The following is a 19,233-nucleotide window of genomic DNA, read 5'->3' on the forward strand; positions in this document are numbered from 1 at the left end:
GACTCACCCGGGAAGCGTATTATGAGCCAGTTTTAGCGCTGTCAGCTATGCCGGATTGCTGTCGCTGGCCGTTCGCATCAAAAATGTGAAGGGCATCGGCGTTAGCACCGATCTTCACCATATCGCCTATTTCATTGCGCGCCCTTCCCGAGACGCGGAAAACAAGATCTGCCCCATTCGCCAACTTGCCGTGCAACAAGCTTTCCGCGCCGACCAGTTCGATACCGTCAATCTGCACTGTGGCCTCAAAGTCGAAGTGCTTGCCTTCCGGGAAAACCGGCGCCAGATCTTCCGGCCTCACGCCAAGCGTAAAATTGCCCTGCGGCGAGACATGGGCGGCGAGGGACCAGCTGGCGGCTGCCGACATGCTTGGCAGCAAGTTCATCGAGGGCGAGCCGATGAAGGTTGCTACGAAGGTGGTTGCCGGCTTTTCGTAGAGTTCGATCGGCGTACCCACCTGTTCGATGCGGCCGGCATTGACGACGACGAGCCGGTCGGCAAGCGTCATCGCCTCCATTTGGTCGTGTGTTACGTAGACGCTCGTCGTGCCGAGCGCACGCTGCAGGCGCTTGATCTCGATGCGCATCTGGCCGCGAAGCTTTGCATCGAGGTTCGAGAGCGGTTCGTCGAACAGGAAGGCGGCTGGCTCACGCACGATTGCCCGGCCCATCGCGACGCGTTGCCGCTGGCCGCCGGAAAGCTGGCGCGGCTTGCGGTCGAGATACTGCTCGATCTCCAGCGTTTTTGCAGCAGAGGCCATGCGACGGTCGATTTCTGCTGCAGGCGTATTGCGGTTCTTGAGGCCGTAGGAAAGGTTTTGCCGCACCGTCATATGCGGATAGAGCGCATAGTTCTGGAAGACCATGGCAATGTCACGCTCGGCCGGCTCCACATCGTTGACCCTGCGCGAGCCGATCTGAATGTCGCCGCCGGTAATGCCTTCAAGGCCGGCTATCATGCGCAGCAGCGTGGACTTGCCGCAGCCCGAGGGGCCGACGAGCACGACGAACTCGCCATCCTTGATGTCGAGCGAAACGCCCTTGATCGCCTCCACCGTGCCATAGGACTTGCGGACGTTGTTGAGGGTGATCTCAGCCATTACTTTTCGGTCTCCACAAGGCCTTTGACGAACCAGCGCTGCATCAGCAGCACGACGAGAATGGGGGGGATGATCGCGAGGATCGCAGTCACCATGACATAGTTCCAAGGGGTCGATGCATCGGTGAAGTCCACCATGCGTCGAAGGCCGATGACGATCGTGTCCATCTTCGCATCATTGGTGACGAGCAGCGGCCAGAGATACTGGGTCCAGCCGTAGATGAAGAGGATGACGAAGAGTGCGGCAATATTCGTCGCCGAGAGCGGCAGCAGGATATCGCGCATGAAGCGGAAGGGGCCGGCATTGTCGATGCGCGCCGCTTCTACGAGTTCGCCGGGGATCGTCAGGAAGAATTGCCGGAAGAGGAAAGTCGCCGTGGCCGACGCCATGAGCGGCAGCGTTAGACCAGCGTAAGTGTCGATCAAGCCAAGATCGACGACGACCTTGTAGGTCGGCAGGATGCGCACTTCGACCGGCAGCATGAGCGTTATGAAGATCATCCAGAAGAACACCATCCGCAAGGGGAAGCGGAAGAAGACGATCGCAAAGGCGGAGAGGAAGGAAATGACGATCTTGCCGATGGCGATCGCAAGCGCGACCACGGTCGAGTTGAACAGCAGCCGCTCCAGACTGACGCCGACGACACGTTCCACGCCACCGCCCATCGCCTCGGCGTAGTTGTCGAGGAAGTGCCCTCCGGGAGCAAGCGACATTGGCGGCCGGATGATGTCCGGGGAACTGTGGGTCGAGGCAATGAATGTATAATAGATGGGAAGTGCGACGATCAGGATGCCGATAATGAGCATCAAATGGCTGATCAGGCTTGAGATGGGACGGTTCTCGATCATGGGCGCCTCACGAGTAGTGCACCCGCTTCTCGACGAAGCGGAATTGGAAAGCAGTCAGCGCAATGACGATGATCATCAGGATCACGGATTGCGCGGCTGAACTGCCGAGGTCGAGATTGACGAAGCCGTCGTTGTAAACCTTATAGACCAAGGTCTCCGTGGCCTTGGCCGGCCCGCCGCCCGTGACGGCATGGATGATGCCGAAGGTGTCGAAGAAGGCGTAGACGGTGTTGACGACGAGAAGAAAGAAAGTCGTCGGCGCCAGTAACGGAAACACGATGGTCCAGAAGCGCTTGGCGCCGCGAGCGCCATCAATGGCCGCGGCCTCGATCAGCGACTTCGGGATCGCCTGCAGGCCGGCAACAAAGAACAGGAAGTTGTAACTGATCTGCTTCCAGGCGGCAGCGACGATGACCAGCATCATCGCCTGATTGCCGTTCAGCAGCGGATCCCACATGAAGCCGTTGCGACGCAGAATGTAGGCAAACGTTCCCATCGCGGGATTGAACATGAAGAGCCACAGCATACCGGCAATAGCCGGAGCGACCGCATAGGGCCAGATCAGCAATGCGCGATAGATGTTGCGTCCCCGCACAACGCGCTCGGCGGCAGTGGCAAGCAGGAGAGCTACGGCCATCGACAACAGTGCGGTCGCGACGCTGAAGATGACGGTGACTTTCAGCGAATGCACGTAATCCGGATTGGAAAGAATGGTACGGAAGTTGGCAAGACCGACGAAGCCGGACTTCAAGCCGAACGGATCCTCGCGCAAAACGGATTGATATAGCGCCTGGCTTGCCGGCCAGAAAAAGAAGAGAACGGTCAGGATGATCTGCGGCGCAAGCAGCAGATACGGCAAGACCTTGTTGGGAAAGACGACAGGCTGCATAGCGCTCCCTTCCGCAAAAGACGGTCCCGCACCACAGCGCGGCGCGGGACGATGGTTCGAAGGATCAGTTGCCTGTGGCGGCAGCGATGGCCGCATTCGCCTTTTGAACGCCCTCGGTCAGCGCAGCTTTCGCATCCTTCTGGCCGGCGAGCATGGCTTCGAATTGCTCGTTGAGAATGTCGCGGACCTGCGGCAGGTTGACGAGGCGGACGCCCTTGGAATTTTCCGTCGGAGCCTTGCCCATCATCTGCTTGATCGGCGTCTCGCGGCCAGGGTTCTTGTCATAGAAGCCCGACTTCTTGGTTGCCTCGTAAGCGGCCACCGTCACAGGCAGGTAGCCGGAGACCTCGTGCAGGCGCACCTGGACGTCCGTCTTGGAGAGGAAGTTGAAGAATTCGGCGACGCCCTTGTATTCCGCATCGCTCTTGCCTGCGAATACCCAAAGGCTTGCACCGCCGGGGATGGTGTTCTGCGGACCATGGCCTTCATAATAGGGCAACTGGCCGACGCCGTAGTGGATGCCGGACTTGACGATATCGCCGAGACCGCCGGAGGATTCAGTCAAGATCGCGCACTCGCCTGACGTGAAGAACTGCTTGGCCTCAGAGGTGCGGCCACCGTAGCGGAAGGTTCCGTCCTTGCTCAGGTCGGCGATCGCCTGAAAATGATCGACAAAAATGGGCGCATCGATCTTCAGTTGAACGTCAAGGCCGGCAAGGCCGTTTTCCTTCGTGCCGTAGGAAACATTGTTCCAGGCCGCAAAATTCTCCGTCTGGATCCAGGTCAGCCAGGTTGAGGTGAAGCCGCAGCTTGCAGCGCCGCTGGTCTTGATTTTCTTGGCGGCAGCAAAGACTTCCGGCCAGGTTGTCGGCGGCTTTTCGGCGTCGAGCCCTGCCTTGGCGAAGATGTCCTTATTATAGAACAGAACAGGGGACGAGGAATTGAAGGGGAAGGACAGCATCGTCCCGTCCGGCTTGGAATAATAAGACACGATGCCCGGCAGGTACTGGCTCTTGTCGAACTTGTAGCCGCCCTTCTGCAACACGTCCGCTACCGGCACGACGGCGCCTTCTGCACCCAGCATCACACCGCTTCCTGCATCGAACACCTGCAGAATGGCTGGTGCCTTTTTCGCGCGAAAGGCGGCGATGCCGGCGTTCAGCGTTTCGCCATAAGTGCCCTTGAAGACGGGAACGACCTTATAGTCGCTCTGACTCTGATTGAACTCCTTGGCGAGTTGTTCGACGACCTCGTTGTTGGCGCCGGTCATCGCATGCCACCATGCAAGCTCCGTAGCCGCAAGGGCGCCGGATGCGTGACAAAGCAAAAGCGCAGATGTGGCAGCAAGGGTCCGATTGAAGCGTGCCATGATGTTCCTCCGACTTTAAAACGATATTCGCTTGCGCTCATCCTCCCCAGATCGAGCGCACGGGCTTTCGTCGCGAAAGCAAGTGAATTTAAAACGAACTTAAATGAATGCGCAAGAGAAAATGGAACATATGAACCGAATAGTTTTGAATGCGGAATTTATGTTCCATTTTGTGAGTTTGATTCAATGTTTATTCCATTGTCCTAAACCGCCCACGTCAAACCGAACAAATGCTGGTTTCGGCTCTCCCGCTGCTGATTTCTGTGGTCTTCTTTCGATGCATTGAATTTTCCAGGCAACTCGGGTTTGCCGTATCCATGTTCATCGATATATCGGCGTGGATATATCGATCCCTTTGCAACGGGCGACGATGCATCGGGAGAGAAGTTTGGAATGAAGGATTTTTTCGTCAGCAAGGAGCAGATTGTGGCCTTCGAACTCGTTGTTTCCCAGGGACGCATCGCCGATCGCAGTGGCGGCGCTATCCCCGGTGCAGCATTGACTGCGGCAGCCATTCGGGATGTCACGGGATTGACACCGGTCATTGTCGGGACGGCGTCGGCGCCGAAGATTGACGACTGGTCGTCCAGTCTTCCCAAGGCAAAGGAAACGTTGCAGGCGCTGCAGAGAACCGTTTCCGATATTCTCAATCGCGGCGACAGACCGCTGGTCGTTGCTAATACCTGCTCAGCGAGCCTGGCCACTCTTCCGATCGTTGCGAAACGAAATCCGAATGCGGTAATCCTGTGGATCGACGCCCGCGGGGACTTCAATACGCCGCAGACGACGGAAAGCGGCTATCTCGGCGGCATGGTGCTTGCCGCGGCTTGCGGACGCTGGGATAGCGGCCTCGGGAGTGGCGTTGAGCCGACGAACGTGATGGTCGTCGGGGCTCGGGACATCGATCCCGCGGAGGAAGAGTTGCTGCGACAGTCGGGTGTACGGGTAGTTCCGCCGGCAGACGTCAGTCCGCAGAAGATCCTGCCCATGATCGGCGATGCCCCGGTTTGGATCCACGTCGACTGGGATGTGCTGGAGCCGGGCTACGTGCCGGCAGCCTATGCGATAGGCGGCGGTCTTACCCCCGATACGCTGCGTGCCATTTTCGAGCTTATTCCAAACCATCAGATTGCGGGAATAGAACTCGCCGAATTCGAGTCTTCGGGCGATCCCGTCAAGGACGCGGCATCGCTGGATCATCTCATTCATGCGGTTTCACCGCTATTGCCGGCCAAATAGAGCGACATCAGACCTCGTCGCTTTGGATTGTCCGCGAACTCAACCGAACCGGTCGATCATTGGCCCGCAATCGACGAAGCAAGGCATACGGTTTCTTTCGCACTATGGCTGTGGTTCCTTCATCCGAATGTTGCCACGACTTGGTGGCGAGGCGCCTATTTACCGTATAGTTTCGGCCAGTCTCTGGCGCGCAAGGCGGCTTCGATCTTGCTGCGTTGATCGATTTTCACATAGAGCAACTCGACATTTGAGTGGTCGCGTATGACCAAATGCCTGTTGATGATGCCGACCGCGTTCACCTGAGCGCGGGCAAAGCGGTGGCGCTTGCCGCCCCTGTGCACCAGGAGTTCCGAGCTTGAAATAATGATGATAGGCTCGTCGTGGATGATCAACACGCCGCTCAGGACACCAAGGACGGCACCGATCGCAGCGACACCCCATCTGGTCAGCATCTGCTCGCCCGTGATCAGCAGTTTGAGAGGGCCGTCCCACGGAACCCAAGGCAAATTCGCGAGCGCCCAAACGGCGCTCTTCGGCAATAAGAACAGCAGAATTGCGCCAGCAACAGCCGCTACCATGATCACGACGGTCTGGTCGATCTGTTTCATCTCTATTACGATTGGCTCGTCGCCTAATGCCGCCGGATGTAAAATCTCATTGCCTTCTGAAGTCTGGATGTCGTGATATCGATCGGCTCAAGGTTCAAGGTATTCCTGCGCATGGACGACGAGGGATTTATTGTGGCCAGACACGCCGGCGCAACGGCGTGAGAGTTCGTCGAAGAAAGCGGCGGGTTGCAGAATTTCCTCGGGCGTGAATACTCCCGAGCGGCCATCGAATCCAAATGCGAAAAAGGGAAGGGTGAGCGCGAGAGGAATGCTGGTCGCCCCACCCATCGTCCCGGAGGGCAGGGTGCGAAGATGGGCGCTGGTAATGATCTTCCGCCCGTCGCGAATGCCCTTTGCCCAGGCGAACAACTGCGGCCGGAACGGCATCGGCGCAACCAAGGTCGGTTTTGGGGGCGTGGAGTCTTCTTCAAGATATCTGGCCGCCCGCTCGATCGATAGAATGCCGGTATCAACGAGCGTCGCCAGCGACTTCAATTCCTTAAAATCCTCATCCTTGCCAATCATTACATTGGCGCAGGATCCGAGTTCCGGGAATATTCGGGGCAAGGTTACCGCCTCCGGGTGGCCGACGGTCCAGGCGCTCATCGCGCCGAGCCAGGGATAACGGATATTCCGGCGTTGAAGCGGCGACACATCCCGGAGCTTACCGTCTTGCAGTTGGCGGATTTTGCCCGTCAACTGCTGCAACCAATGGACGTTGGCGGCATTCAGCGTATCGCACGATCCCGAGTGGCGCTCTGGTTCGGGATGAGTTTGCTCGTCAACATCGATCGACCAGCCGGTCAGAATCTCGTCAACCTGTTCGAGCGAAGACGTTGCGGTCATTGCCAAGAGATTTGTGATGCCCGGGCTGGCGCCGATACCGATGATCGCCGTGATGCCACTTGCTCTCGCCTCGGCATTGAGATTGAGCATCTCGAGCGTCGGTTCCCAATCATCGCAGATGTCGGCGTAATTCTTGCCCACGGCGATGGCTGCTTTCAGGATGGGCAAACCGAACCTGTAAAACGGCCCCACCGTGTTGAGAACGACATCGTGCGCCGTCATCAGTTCGCGCAAGGCACTGAGGTCGGTGACGTCACAGTAGGCCGCCTCGGCCCTTGCTCCTATTGTCTGGCTGATCGCCAGCGCCGCGCCGTACTTCACATCGGCAACGGTGACCCTCTCCACAAAACTGTAGGAAGCGGCTTCGCTGGCGGCGATGCGCCCCATTTCACCGGCTCCACCCAATACAAGCACGCGCACGCTGATCTCCTGGAAGGTTTCGCAGAGAAAATAACAACAGTTGTTATGTTGTCAATGTTTTTCCGTTGTGTCCCTGCCTGGCATTCGGCTATTCTGAACCCATGCCGAAGAAGAATCAGAAGCTCGATAGTTCCCGCAGCGGAAAGACGGATGCCTCCGAAGGGAGGCGCGAGGAAGTCGCGCGGGCGACACTTGCGGTCATCGCTCGCGATGGCCTCGATCGCGCGTCCATGAGGGGGATCGCACAGGAGATCGGTTGCTCGACGGGGGTCCTGACCCACTATTTTCGCGACAAGGACGCCATTCTGGATTTCGCCCTTCAGTCGATCATCAGCGCTGTCGAGGGTGCAGGTGAGGTTGCCGCCGGTGCGCTGACCCTCGATCAGTTCGCGGCCGAGATATCGAGTGCGCTTCCAGACAGCCTCGAAAGCAGGCAGATGTGGAAGGTCTGGATCAATTTTACCGCTGCTTCGCTTAGCCGAGCTGAACAACATCGCCGCCACCATCTTCTCTATGAAGGAATTCGAGATCATTGGTCGAAGCGATTCGCTGCGCTCGCGGAGGCGGGCGCTTTTTCCGGGCCGGTCGATGCCGATGAAGAGGCGGCATTGCTCTTTTGTCTCATCGACGGCATCGGCATTCAGGCGCTCATTTCTCCGCGAATATTCGTCACCGCTCGACAGCGCGGATTGGTGCGAGCGCACCTCGCGCGGCTGCCCTGGGCGACACCCGTTTCTGCTGGGCAATGAGGTGATATTGCCTTGTTTTCGCCCGCCGGGTTGATCACAACGAGAATGCTCGCAAAGGGCGATTAACGGTTGGGATGAGACGTCATGATGAAGAGAATAGTGATTGCCACCACATTGATGTTGGCTACTGCCTACAGCGCCAGCGCGTCCAGCGATGACGCTTGGAAGGCATTGTTTGCAAAGGCAAACGGGACATGCATCGGTCAATCGCGCATGAATACACCGGAGGCCAGTGCGCCCGTCGTATTCGACGATTCCGTTGGGAAAATCGCCATCCTTCTCAAGGGATCTATCGGCAAGGGCAAATCAAAGGTCCAGAACGTCAATATGATCTGCCTCTACGACAAGAAGACGGGCAAAGCCTCGATCGAAGAGTTTCACTGGCTGGGCAAATAAAGCGGCCACGAGGTCGTTGTTTGACATCCGCGCGATCTTCGCGGCTACCAGTTGACGATAGGACGGCGGGCTGCCGGTGTCGGTCGCCCGCCATCACCCAAGTTTTCTTCCCTGTGCGCTTCATCTTCCTATTTCCTCAGTCCAGCCGCTTGGGCTGTTTCCTTCGAGGCGGATCTTGATAGGCTCGCCTGTCATCCGTCGCGCGACGTGATGAGGGGTTCTGCACAAGCGAACCATCCGCGATTTTCTCCAAAGTGACGCCGGAGGCATTTGCGTGCCTTCCGACATGCCCCCGCAGAAAGTGAAGGCAATGCTCTTTACAAAGAAGTTAAACGTTTTTATTTTGATATAAACGTTTAACACGATGCCCGCATCGCCGACAGGGAGGAGCCGTTGGCACCCATTCGTATTGATAATCTCCGCAAGGGCTTTGGTTCGCTGGAGGTGCTCAAGGGCATCGACCTTGACATAGCCGATGGGGAATTCGTCTGTTTCCTTGGCCCGTCGGGCTGCGGCAAGAGCACGCTGCTACGGTCGATCGCTGGTCTCGAAAAGCTGGATGGCGGCACCATCCGTCTCGGCGAGCGCGATATCACGCATGAGGCTTCGGCACGGCGCGATATCGCCATGGTGTTCCAGAACTATGCGCTTTACCCGCACATGAACGTCCGCCGGAACCTGTCTTTCGGGCTGGCACTCAACGGAATGAAGCGCAGCGAAATCGACCGGCGCGTGGACAATGTCGCCGATATCCTGCGCATCAAGGAACTGCTTGGCCGCAAGCCCCGTCAACTGTCGGGCGGTCAACGCCAGCGCGTCGCCATCGGTCGTGCCATCGTGCGTGAGCCGAAGCTCTTTCTGCTCGATGAGCCGCTGTCCAATCTCGATGCCGGTCTTCGCGTGACGATGCGCGTCGAGCTTGCCGCGCTACATGCCCGCCTCGGCACGACCATGATCTATGTGACGCATGATCAGGTCGAGGCGATGACCTTGTCGAACCGTGTCGTCGTTCTCGACAAGGGCAGGGTTAGCCAGTTCGGCACGCCGTTGGAGCTGTTCTACCAGCCCGCCAATCTCTTTGTTGCCGGCTTCATTGGTTCGCCGCGCATGAACTTCTTCGATGTTTCTGCGGCCGAGGGAGACGGCGAGCGCATCAGCCTGTCCGGCGGTGGCTTGATGCGGACAGTGGTCTTCGAAGCCGATAGAGCCGCGGCGCGCTCAGCCGGCAAGGCGACGCTCGGCATTCGCCCCGACAAGATCGAGATCGTGTCTCCGGGCGAAGGCGATATCGCCGGAACAGTACGCTTGGTCGAGCGACTAGGCACGGAAAGCCATGTCCATATCAGCCTGGAAGACGGTCGCGCGATGACCGCGGTGGTGCGCGGTACGCATCCGGTCGCCAATGGTGAAACGGTCCATCTGCGGCTGCCGCCGCAGCATTGCTACCTGTTCGACGCCGAGGGCAATGCGGTGCGCCGCCGCCTTGATGCCGAGACGCAGGCTCTTGTCGATCACGAAAAGGGGAAGCGGGTCGCCTGACCCGAAATGGGAGTAGAGGAATGAAGAAGAGCACAAATATCTTTGTGGGTTCGCTGATCGCTTTGACGCTTGCCGGTGCCTCGGCAGCGCGGGCGGATCAGGTGCTGCGGTTCGCCACCTGGGATTCGGGAGAAAGCCTGGCGATCGAGCAGAAGATCGCCGGAAAATTCGAAGAGACGCATCCGGGCATAAAGGTGCAGGTCGAGCCCTATGCCGATGGCTTCGATCAGAAACTGGTGGCGGCCTTCGGCGCCGGTAACCCACCCGACGTGATGTATATGTGGAACTTCCCGCAATACTACACATCGCTGATGCCTCTCGATGATCTGATTGCGCGCGATGCCGCACAGATCAAGCCGGACGATTTCCCCAAGGGATTGATGAATACCACCCGCGTCGCCGGCAAGACCTATGGCATGCCGGCGGGCTTTACGACGCAGGTTGTGTTCTACAACAAGGACATGTTCAAGGCTGCCAATGTCGAAGAGCCGAAGGACGGCTGGACCTGGGACGACCTTCGCGCCAAGGCCGCGAAATTTCGCGACAAGGACAAGAAGATCTATGGCTTTGCCGTCGATGCCAAGCCGGATCCTTATGATTTCGAGCAATTCCTGTGGTCGAACGGCACCAAATACATTTCAGACGACGGCAAGACGATCGACGGCTACATGAACAGCGATGCCGCAGCCCAGGTGCTCGATATGTTCGCTGACATGGCGAAGAAGGAAGAGGCGGTCACTCTGAATGTCGGCGACGACACCACGGGCCTTACGCTATTCAAGGGCGGCAAGATCGCCATGTTCCAAAGCGCCATGTGGTCCAAGGCTGGCATCGATTCCGCCGGTTTCAATTATGGCGTGGCGCCTCTGCCGAAGTTCGGCGACAAACCGGCCCATTCGGCGCTTGGCGTTTCGGCGATCTCGATCGCCAAGGATGCCGCCCATCCCGATCTCGCCTGGGAATTCGTAAAATTCTTCTCCTCGCCGGAAGCGGTTGCGATGCGCACGAACGATCTTCCGGTGCGCAGTAGCGTTGCCGAAGCCAAGGGCATGACGAAGGATGTGGTCTACAAGCCGTTCTTCGACATTCTCGCGACCTCCGACAAGGAGACGCATGCGTTCCTCAAGAATGCGAACTGGGGCAAGGTGCAGGATAATCTTGCCCGTGCGATCGAAGGGACGATGATCGACCAGGGTAATGCCAAGCAGCATCTCGATGATGCCGTGAAGCGCTCACAGCGGTTCCTGAAGTAAGGCGGAAGCGGGAGATGAACGTGACACATAAAGACGCCACAACAGTCGCGGCAAAGAAAAGGCGATCGGCATTGCCGGACCATCTGCCGGCCTATCTGTTCATCTCCCCGTGGATTCTGGGATTTCTGTTCTTCACGCTCGGTCCGCTCTTGTTCTCGTTGACCATGAGCTTCTATGATTGGCCCGTGGTCGGCGCGCGCACCTTCGTCGGCCTCAAGAACTATCGCACTATGCTCTTCGACGACCCTCAGTTCTGGGACAGTCTGTGGATCACCGTAAAGTTCGCCGCGATCTATGTGCCGTTCAACATCGTCATGTCCTTCCTGATCGCGCTGTTGCTGCATCATGCAACGGTATGGAGCGGCTTCTTCAGAACCGCTTTCTATCTGCCGAGCGTCATCTCCGGTGTCGCGCTGGTGACGATCTGGAGCTGGATCTATAGCCGGCAATATGGCCTTTTGAACTTCATGCTGTCTTTGGTGGGCATCGACGGACCGAACTGGCTTGGCGATCCGGGTCTGGCGATCATTGCTATTCTGATCGCCAGCCTTTGGGGCTTCGGCGGCACAATGCTAATCCTGCTGACGGGTCTGAAGGCGATCCCCAAGGAGCTTTACGAAGCGGCGACGGTCTCGGGCATTCCCGGCTGGGCGCAGATGCTGTTCATTACCCTGCCGATGCTCGGGCCTATGTTGCTGTTCACCTTCATCACCTCGATCATCGCCGCCTTCCAGCAACTGACGATTGCTTTGCTGCTGACCAAGGGCGGCCCGCTGGGCTCCACCTATTTCTTTGCCATGTATATCTATGACAACGCCTTCAAATATTTCGACATGGGTTACGCAGCGGCCGGATCATGGGTGATGTTCCTCATCGTGCTGGCGCTTAGCCTTCTGGTCATGCGCTGGTCGGCGGCATGGGTCTACTACGAGGGCGAGGTTCGCGAAAAGGGAGGGGAGAACCATGCGTAAGACGCTGCTCTATTCCGCGCTGATCCTGCTATCGGCTCTCTTCATCGCACCGTTTTTCTGGACCTTGATGACGGCCATCAAGAGTGAGGCAGATCTCTACCAGTTTCCACCGGTCTTCTGGCCCTCGGAATGGCATTGGGAAAACTTTACCGTTGCCTGGAACAAGCAGCCTTTTGGTACCTATTTCCAGAATTCGCTTGTTGTCGTCGTGCTTTCGACCATCGGCCAGCTTATTTCTAGTTCTCTTGTCGCCTATGGCTTCGCGCGCTTCAAATTTCCGGGTCGGGATTCGCTGTTCATCCTGCTGCTGGCAACCATGATGATCCCCTGGGATGTGAAGATGATACCGCTCTATATGGAGTTCAACCTCCTCGGTTGGATCAATACGCTGAAGCCGCTGATCGTGCCGGCTTATTTTGCCGATGCCTTCTTCGTCTTCCTGCTGCGCCAATATATCATGACCGTACCGATTGAAATCGATGAAGCTGCGCGCATGGATGGTGCCAATTCCTTCGATATCTATTGGCGCATTCATCTGCCCTTGATGATGCCGGCGCTGGTTCTTGTGGGTACGTTCCACTTCATGAATGCCTGGAACGATTATCTCGGGCCGCTGATCTTCCTCAATGATCAGTCGAAATACACGCTGACGCTCGGCCTCTCGATGTTCAAAGGCTTGCATGAGGTGGACGTAACTTCGATTGCCGCGATTACCGTGGTGCTCTGCCTGCCGCCGCTGGTGCTCTTCTTTCTGGCTCAGCGTTACATCATGGATGGGGCTGTCGGGTCGTCGGTCAAGGGATAATCATGCTCTTCGATATCGCACATATCCCCTTCAGCCGTCGAGGACGCTTTCTGACCCTGTCGATGATGGCGGTTCCCGGCGGCAACGGCGAACAGGCGCTTTATCTGCGTTTTGTCGCCGGCGGCGACGAGCGGCCCTCTCTCGGGCGGCTGTGCCGCATGGATTTCCTGGACACATCGGACAATGTGACGAAACCGGCTTTCGAACTGGCTCCGGAGCGGTTAGTTGCCCGCGGTAATGGTTCCGAGGTCGAGTTTGTCATAGGCCATGGCGAGCAACTGCATATTCGCGGGGCTGGCTGCGGCGTGCGCTTTCATCTCGAAGGGTCTCGTTATGACTATGTCTATCGCACGCCCAAAGGCGAGCCCTGTCTCGTAGCGGCCGTCGAGAACGTGAAATTCATCCCGCGCGCAGATCTCGGCGCGCTCGATGTCACGGGTTCCTGGCAGCGCGATCATTCGGAAAAGGTCAGTTTCACCTTTTCCGGAGAGGCGGCATTCGAAGGCAGTGTCGATTTCTTCCGGACAGTGCCGCCGGAAGAACGACCCGGCACGTTCGATGAGGCTTCTGCAGGTGCCCAGACGGATTTTGCGGCATGGCATCGGCGCATGCCTGCGGGGATCCTAGGTCAGGAGGAGGCGCATCGCCTTGCAAGCTACCTGCTCTGGGCAAATACGGTCCCTGCCGGCGGTGCGCTTACCCGCCCGGCGATCTATATGTCGAAGAACCATATGATCAACCTCTGGAGCTGGGACAATGCCTTTTCGGCGCTCGGCGTCGTCGGCGTCGATCCCGCTCTCGCCTTCGACCAGTTTGCCGTCATCTTCGATCATCAGGACGCCTCGGGTCTATTGCCTGATTACGTCAACGATCGGGACGTGCTCTTTGCCTTTACCAAGCCGCCCGTGCATGGCTGGGCAGTCGCGTTGATCGAGGCGATGCAGCCGGGCTTCTTGACGGCGGAGCGCAAGGCCTATCTGAAGAACGCGATCGGGCGTCAGGTGGATTACTGGTTACGCTATGCGCGCTCCAGTGATGACGTGTTGCCGTGTTATTTCCATGGCAATGATAGCGGCTGGGATAACTCCACCTTCTTCGCAGAAGGTGGTCCGGTGATGACACCGGACTTGCCGGTTTTCCTGATCCTTGCCTGCGATGTGCTCGCAACGCTGCTGGAAGACGATCAACAGCGACAGCAGGAATGGCGTGCCAAAGCGGAAAGGCTGCAAGCGTTGTTGTTCCGGGATCTCTGGACCGGCGAAACTTTCCGTGCGCGTCTGACGGATGATCCGGGGAGGGAACTTCCCGATCAGAACCTCATTCAGTTTATGCCGTTGCTTCTGGGTGAACGATTGCCGAGAGATATGGCGCAGAAGCTCGTGGCAAGGCTCGTCGACGGCGGTTTCATCACTGAATGGGGGCCGGCGACCGAAAGTCCGATGAGCCCGCTCTATGAAGATGACGGCTATTGGCGCGGGCCGATTTGGGCGCCAACCACGATGCTGCTCTGGGACGGGCTACAAAAACAAGGAGAGCTGGAACTATCGCGTAGTATCTCGGAAAAGTTCTGTTCAGTTGCGTTGAGAAGCGGTATGGCCGAGAACTTCGCGGCCGTGTCGGGGATGGGATTGCGCGACCGGGCCTTTGCCTGGACGTCGGCGGTCTATATTCTTCTGGCCGCCTCCCTGAGTAAGATGAAGTCGTAGCGAGCCGGACCGGATGCAGAGACCGACGATCAAGACCATCGCGCAGGAAACCGGCCTTTCGATCGCCACGGTATCGAAGGCGTTGAAGAGTTCGCCACAGGTGCGGCCGGAGACGCGGGCGATCGTCGTCGCCGCTGCCGAACGCGTCGGCTACGAGCTGAACATGCATGGCGTGCAGCTGCGCACCGGCAAGACCTATCAGGTCGCGGCGATCATGACGGCACCCGGGCCGAAACAGCAGGAGTGGGAAGGCGTCGAATATGCCCAGCTCTTGAGCGGCATTTCCTGGGCGCTGGAGGACAGTCCCTATCGGGTCTCGCTTTATGCGGTGCGCAATTTCGAGGAAAGCCTGGCAACCATCCGGCAGATCGTCGCGCTGAAGAAGGCCGACGGCATCATCGTCTCGGGCACGCGCGCCGACGATCCGCGCATCCGCATCATGCAGGCGGCGGATTTTCCCTTCGTCACCTACGGCACGACGATCCACAATGATGCGCATGCCTATGTCGATGCCGACAACGAGCAGATGATCCGCCGGTCGGTGGCGCGGCTGGTCGAACGTGGCCATCGCCGTATCGCACTCATCAATCCGCTGGCGGATCTGAGCTATGCCATCACCCGGCTTGCAGCCTATCGGCAGGCGCTCGATGTCGCCGGTCTTGCCTTCGATCCGGTGCTGGTGGCGCATGACCGGCTGACACCGGCCTTCGGCCGCGAAAGCGTGCTGGCGATGTCGCGTCTGCCCGATCCGCCGACGGCCTATATCTGCGCCAACGAGGCCTCGGCGCTCGGCGCCTTTTCCGGCTTTCACGAGCGTGGTCTGGTGCATGGTCGCGATGCGGTGATCAATGCGACCGACGATCTCAACGTCAGCCAGTATTTCGCGCCGCCGATCACCACCTATTTCCTGCCGATCCACGAGCCGAGCGAGCTTCTGGGCAGCTACATCCTGCGCCGCATGGAAGGCGAACCGCCGGAAGCACTGCAAGCCCTCATCATGCCCAGGCTCATCGAACGCTCCGACGATCGCGTCACACCAAAACGCTGATCCTAGAGACATGCTCCGCGCCGTCTGTTCGAATTCCGTCTCTTCCTTCAGCATCCAAAACCTGTTCAAGTCGGGGTTTTCGCCTCGGAGGTGTTTGTGCACAGTTCTTTCGATGTGGAAATAAAAACGTTTATATTTCGAATTGAAAACGTTTATATTCCTTGCTAGGTAAAATGGCGTGAAGCGAGGATCTGACTGATGGCGTCGAGGGGGCCGGATCTTCTTTAGGGTTTTGTCGCGAGTTGCCAAGGTGGCAGTTCCGACGATTGAGGAGGAAGAAATGAAGAAATTTGTTGCAACGCTTGCATTTGCCGTATTGGCTGCAGGCGCCACCCAGGCCGCGGATCTCGGCGGCAAGCTGCTCAAGATTGGTTCCGACACGACCTCTCCGCCGATGGAAAGCATCGATCCGGCGAGTGGCCAGATCGTCGGTTTCGACATTGATGTCGTCAACGCCATCTGCACCAAGATCCATTGCCAGGCCGAGTTCGTGACGACAGGCTGGGATGGCATCTTCGCCGCCCTCGATCAGGGCAATTTCGATCTTGTCGCCTCCGGCGTGTCGGTCACAGACGAGCGCAAGAAGGCTATGGACTTCTCCGATCCGTACATTATCAACAGCCAGGTCATCCTGACGCGCGCTGAGGATCAGGGCATCACGCTCGAGCAGTTCAAGGCACAGGGCCGCAAGCTTTCGGCGCAAGCCAATACGACTGATGCCCAGGTCGCAGAAGGCCTCGTCGGCAAGGAAAACGTTGCCGCATATGACACGTTCAGCGCGGCGATCATCGCCCTCAAAAACAAGGACGTCGACGGCGTCGTCATCAATGGTGCCAATGCTGCCGCCTATGAGCGCGAGTTTGCCGGCCAGCTGGTGGCGGCCATCAAGGGTCTGCAGTCCGATCCGATCGGTCTGGTTTTCCGCAAGGGCGATGAGAACGTCGCAGCCTTCAATGAAGGCCTGCAGGAGATCAAGAAGGACGGCACTCTGGACAAGCTGATCGCCAAATATTGGGGTCTCAAGTAAGTTTTTGTCGGGAGCGCGCAACCGCGCTCCCGACCTCGTCTGCTCGATCTGGCGCTGGAGGCCGGAATGTTATTCATCAAAAGCGTGCGGCCCAGCAACCTGATCATTCTCGCGGCGCTGCCATTTATTGTCTATCTGTTTGCGTCCTCGCCGGATTATCTGCGGTCGTTGCAGGCTATCCTCGGCGTGGAACCGGGATCCTCGGCGTTTGTGCCCGGCTTCTTGCTGTTGTCGGCCGCTTTCGCTTCGGGTATCGCCGTTCTTGTCCTGTCGCGGGCGAACGTCGCGCGACCGCGCCTCACCATTGCGGTGACACTTCTTGGTCTCATCGCGACTGCCGCAATCCTCGCGGGCGATATGGTTCATCCCTTCATCGCCTCGGTGGTCGCCAACAGCGTCGATCCCTTCAAGTCCGATCTCATTGTCAAGGGCGTGACGCCGCGTCAGTTGACGCCGGCTGCTGATATGATCGTGCGGCAAGTCGAAGCCTGGATCTGGCCAACTTATGCCTTGTTGCTCGTGGTTGGTCTCGCATTGCTCGCGATCGGTAATCGCGCAGCCGTCGCGGCTGAGAGTGCCGCGCGCCGGGCAGGCGCATGGCTGCTCGGGGTGGTCAACGGCGCCGGCCTTGCCTTCATTTTCCTGATCGCTTACATCGCCTTCGCGTCGGGCCTTGCCACTACCATCCGCGCCGCCATCGCTGCCTATCTTCTGGCTGCGGTTCTTGGTCTCATATGGGTGGGGCTGCAGAAGCTGCGCTATACGCGCTCAAGCCTGATCTTTTTTGTGGCGACGACGTTTGGTCTGGCTGCTCTTTCCGCCTGGTTCCTGCTGCAGCCGCGCGACAACTACGTTTTGGCCGGCACGCTCGGCGGCAAGATCGGCATCGTCACCAACACGCCGTCGGGCTTGATCAGCGCGGTGCGCTTCGGCCAGTACGAGGGGGCTCCGAAAGCGGAAACGCCGGTCAGGACCTTCGTCACTCCGCAGCAGGCCATCGAGGCTGTCGGCAAGAAGCAGGATGTCAGCGGCGCATTGCTGCCTGAGGCGTCCGTGCCGTCCGACTGGCCGGTTATATGGCGCACCCAGGCGCTGAACGACCGTGACCGCGCCGCCGGTATAACTTTCTCCGTGGTCGCCATTATCATCGGTCTTTTGACCCTTGGCGGCTTTCTCCATCGCCGGCATCCGTTGTCGATCGGCTCGGAGTTCATTGTCGATACGATCCGCGGCATCCCGATGCTCGTTATCGTGCTCTACGTCGGACTGCCGCTCAGCGGTGCTCTGAAGGATGCGACCCAGGGCGTATTCGATCCTCCGAACCTGATGCGCGGCATCGTTGCCATGGCTCTTGCTTATTCGGCCTATCTCGCCGAGATCTTCCGCTCGGGCATCAACGCAATCCCTGTCGGCCAGATCGAAGCTGCGGCAAGCATCGGCCTCAATCGCTGGCAGACTGCCCGGCTGGTTATCATCCCGCAGGCATTCCGCATCATCATTCCGCCGCTTGGCAATGAACTGATTGCTATCTTGAAGGACACGTCGCTTCTGTCGATCCTGTCGATCCGCGATATCACCCAGCGCATGCGCGAGTTCCAGTCGGCAAGCTTCCTACCCTTTGCGCCCTATAATTCCGCAGCGGTTCTCTACATCCTGCTGACGCTTGCGGCCGCCAGCTTCGTGAGCCTCATCGAGAAGAAATATGACGTCAAGCACCGCTAACAGGCCGTCGAGATTACAGGGGCCGGGTACAGTCCTGGTGACCGGCGCCTCGCGCGGTCTCGGCCGAATGCTCGCAGAGCTGTATGCCGGTGAAGGCTGGCGGGTACTGGCGTGCGCACGCCAGGAGCTCCCGGAGGCGATGGCTTCCATGCTGTTCTATCCGCTCGACGTCAACGATGCGGCGTCGATCGAAACGCTTGGAAAAATGCTCAAGGGCACGACGATCGACATCGTGATCAACAATGCGGCGGTTCGCGGCGACACTGGCGGGCTCGCGTCGCTGCGGACGGATGACTTCATGGAGGTCATGCGGATCAACGCGCTGGCGCCGTTGCTGATTGCTCAAGCTCTTAGGGAAAATCTTTGCCTCGGGCGACGCAAGGTGCTGGTTAACATCAGCAGCCGGGCCGGATCGCTCGCGGAGGGGACGCTGGATGACGACGACGGCGACTATGCCTATCGCTGCTCGAAAGCCGCATTGAACATGGCGACCGTGAAGCTGGCGCAGGATCTTCGGTGCGAGAATATCGCGGTCCTATCGCTGCATCCCGGCTGGATCCGCACCGACATGGGCAGTCCGGACGCGGTTGTCGACATCGAGCGGAGCGCGCGAGGGCTGAAGGACCTGATCGACACGACGACGATGGCGGAGACCGGCAGTTTTCGCGCCTACGACGGCAAAGCAATATCTTGGTAAGG

18 protein-coding genes are annotated in these 19,233 nt (G+C 58.5%); 12 read left to right on the top strand and 6 right to left on the bottom strand.

The annotated features are described in order from the left end of the window. Positions 1 to 19: 19 nt before the first annotated feature. The 4 genes from GGD46_RS15745 to ugpB all read right to left on the bottom strand — a co-directional run bounded on the left by GGD46_RS15745 (position 20) and on the right by ugpB (position 4,205). Complete coding sequence (locus GGD46_RS15745; RefSeq protein ID WP_184705422.1) at positions 20 to 1,099, bottom strand: sn-glycerol-3-phosphate import ATP-binding protein UgpC; 1,080 nt, start codon at positions 1,097 to 1,099, stop codon at positions 20 to 22. Then, positions 1,099 to 1,947, bottom strand: coding sequence for a sn-glycerol-3-phosphate ABC transporter permease UgpE (gene ugpE / locus GGD46_RS15750; protein ID WP_184705425.1), 849 nt, complete (start codon positions 1,945 to 1,947; stop codon positions 1,099 to 1,101). The genes GGD46_RS15745 and ugpE overlap by 1 nt, the downstream gene beginning before the upstream one ends. A gap of 7 nt (positions 1,948 to 1,954) precedes the next feature. Beyond that, on the bottom strand, positions 1,955 to 2,836 hold the full coding sequence (ugpA, locus tag GGD46_RS15755) for a sn-glycerol-3-phosphate ABC transporter permease UgpA (RefSeq protein WP_184705427.1): 882 nt from the start codon (positions 2,834 to 2,836) through the stop codon (positions 1,955 to 1,957). Positions 2,837 to 2,900: 64 nt separating this feature from the next. Continuing rightward, complete coding sequence (ugpB, locus tag GGD46_RS15760) at positions 2,901 to 4,205, bottom strand: sn-glycerol-3-phosphate ABC transporter substrate-binding protein UgpB (RefSeq protein WP_184705429.1); 1,305 nt, start codon at positions 4,203 to 4,205, stop codon at positions 2,901 to 2,903. A 393-nt stretch (positions 4,206 to 4,598) separates the two neighbouring features. Between ugpB and GGD46_RS15765 the strand changes: the two genes are divergently transcribed. After that, entirely contained in the window at positions 4,599 to 5,444 is an 846-nt protein-coding gene (locus GGD46_RS15765) for an arginase family protein (protein WP_184705431.1), read from the top strand. A gap of 155 nt (positions 5,445 to 5,599) precedes the next feature. Here the strand turns inward: GGD46_RS15765 and GGD46_RS15770 are convergent, their stop codons facing one another. Beyond that, positions 5,600 to 6,052 (bottom strand): hypothetical protein, encoded by a 453-nt coding sequence (locus GGD46_RS15770; protein ID WP_184705433.1) that lies wholly within the window; start codon positions 6,050 to 6,052, stop codon positions 5,600 to 5,602. A gap of 87 nt (positions 6,053 to 6,139) precedes the next feature. Beyond that, the gene (locus GGD46_RS15775) at positions 6,140 to 7,318 is read right to left on the bottom strand and encodes a saccharopine dehydrogenase family protein (protein WP_184705435.1); all 1,179 of its coding nucleotides are present in this window, start codon (positions 7,316 to 7,318) and stop codon (positions 6,140 to 6,142) included. A gap of 101 nt (positions 7,319 to 7,419) precedes the next feature. Between GGD46_RS15775 and GGD46_RS15780 the strand changes: the two genes are divergently transcribed. The 11 genes from GGD46_RS15780 to GGD46_RS15830 all read left to right on the top strand — a co-directional run bounded on the left by GGD46_RS15780 (position 7,420) and on the right by GGD46_RS15830 (position 19,231). Further along, on the top strand, positions 7,420 to 8,067 hold the full coding sequence (locus tag GGD46_RS15780) for a TetR/AcrR family transcriptional regulator (protein ID WP_184705437.1): 648 nt from the start codon (positions 7,420 to 7,422) through the stop codon (positions 8,065 to 8,067). Positions 8,068 to 8,151: 84 nt separating this feature from the next. Beyond that, positions 8,152 to 8,463, top strand: a complete 312-nt coding sequence (locus GGD46_RS15785) for a hypothetical protein (RefSeq protein WP_184705439.1) — start codon at positions 8,152 to 8,154, stop codon at positions 8,461 to 8,463. A gap of 393 nt (positions 8,464 to 8,856) precedes the next feature. Then, entirely contained in the window at positions 8,857 to 10,002 is a 1,146-nt protein-coding gene (locus tag GGD46_RS15790) for an ABC transporter ATP-binding protein (RefSeq protein ID WP_184705441.1), read from the top strand. Positions 10,003 to 10,022: 20 nt separating this feature from the next. Next, the gene (locus GGD46_RS15795) at positions 10,023 to 11,255 is read left to right on the top strand and encodes an ABC transporter substrate-binding protein (RefSeq protein ID WP_184705444.1); all 1,233 of its coding nucleotides are present in this window, start codon (positions 10,023 to 10,025) and stop codon (positions 11,253 to 11,255) included. A 20-nt stretch (positions 11,256 to 11,275) separates the two neighbouring features. Beyond that, positions 11,276 to 12,226 carry a sugar ABC transporter permease gene (locus tag GGD46_RS15800; RefSeq protein ID WP_313206303.1) on the top strand — a complete coding sequence of 317 codons (951 nt, stop codon included), beginning with the start codon at positions 11,276 to 11,278 and terminating at the stop codon, positions 12,224 to 12,226. Continuing rightward, complete coding sequence (locus tag GGD46_RS15805; protein ID WP_184705448.1) at positions 12,219 to 13,031, top strand: carbohydrate ABC transporter permease; 813 nt, start codon at positions 12,219 to 12,221, stop codon at positions 13,029 to 13,031. Before GGD46_RS15800 ends, GGD46_RS15805 begins: the two co-directional genes overlap by 8 nt. A gap of 2 nt (positions 13,032 to 13,033) precedes the next feature. Next, entirely contained in the window at positions 13,034 to 14,737 is a 1,704-nt protein-coding gene (locus GGD46_RS15810) for an amylo-alpha-1,6-glucosidase (RefSeq protein ID WP_184705450.1), read from the top strand. A 13-nt stretch (positions 14,738 to 14,750) separates the two neighbouring features. Further along, positions 14,751 to 15,785 (top strand): LacI family DNA-binding transcriptional regulator, encoded by a 1,035-nt coding sequence (locus GGD46_RS15815; protein WP_184705251.1) that lies wholly within the window; start codon positions 14,751 to 14,753, stop codon positions 15,783 to 15,785. A gap of 280 nt (positions 15,786 to 16,065) precedes the next feature. Beyond that, a complete protein-coding gene (locus GGD46_RS15820; protein ID WP_184705452.1) occupies positions 16,066 to 16,812 on the top strand; it encodes a transporter substrate-binding domain-containing protein in 747 nt (248 codons plus the stop codon). A gap of 66 nt (positions 16,813 to 16,878) precedes the next feature. Beyond that, the gene (locus GGD46_RS15825) at positions 16,879 to 18,534 is read left to right on the top strand and encodes an amino acid ABC transporter permease (RefSeq protein WP_184705454.1); all 1,656 of its coding nucleotides are present in this window, start codon (positions 16,879 to 16,881) and stop codon (positions 18,532 to 18,534) included. Beyond that, complete coding sequence (locus tag GGD46_RS15830) at positions 18,515 to 19,231, top strand: SDR family oxidoreductase (RefSeq protein WP_184705456.1); 717 nt, start codon at positions 18,515 to 18,517, stop codon at positions 19,229 to 19,231. Before GGD46_RS15825 ends, GGD46_RS15830 begins: the two co-directional genes overlap by 20 nt. Positions 19,232 to 19,233 lie beyond the last annotated feature (2 nt).

Source organism: Martinezella lusitana, assembly GCF_014207095.1.
Classification (GTDB): domain Bacteria; phylum Pseudomonadota; class Alphaproteobacteria; order Rhizobiales; family Rhizobiaceae; genus Rhizobium; species Rhizobium lusitanum_B.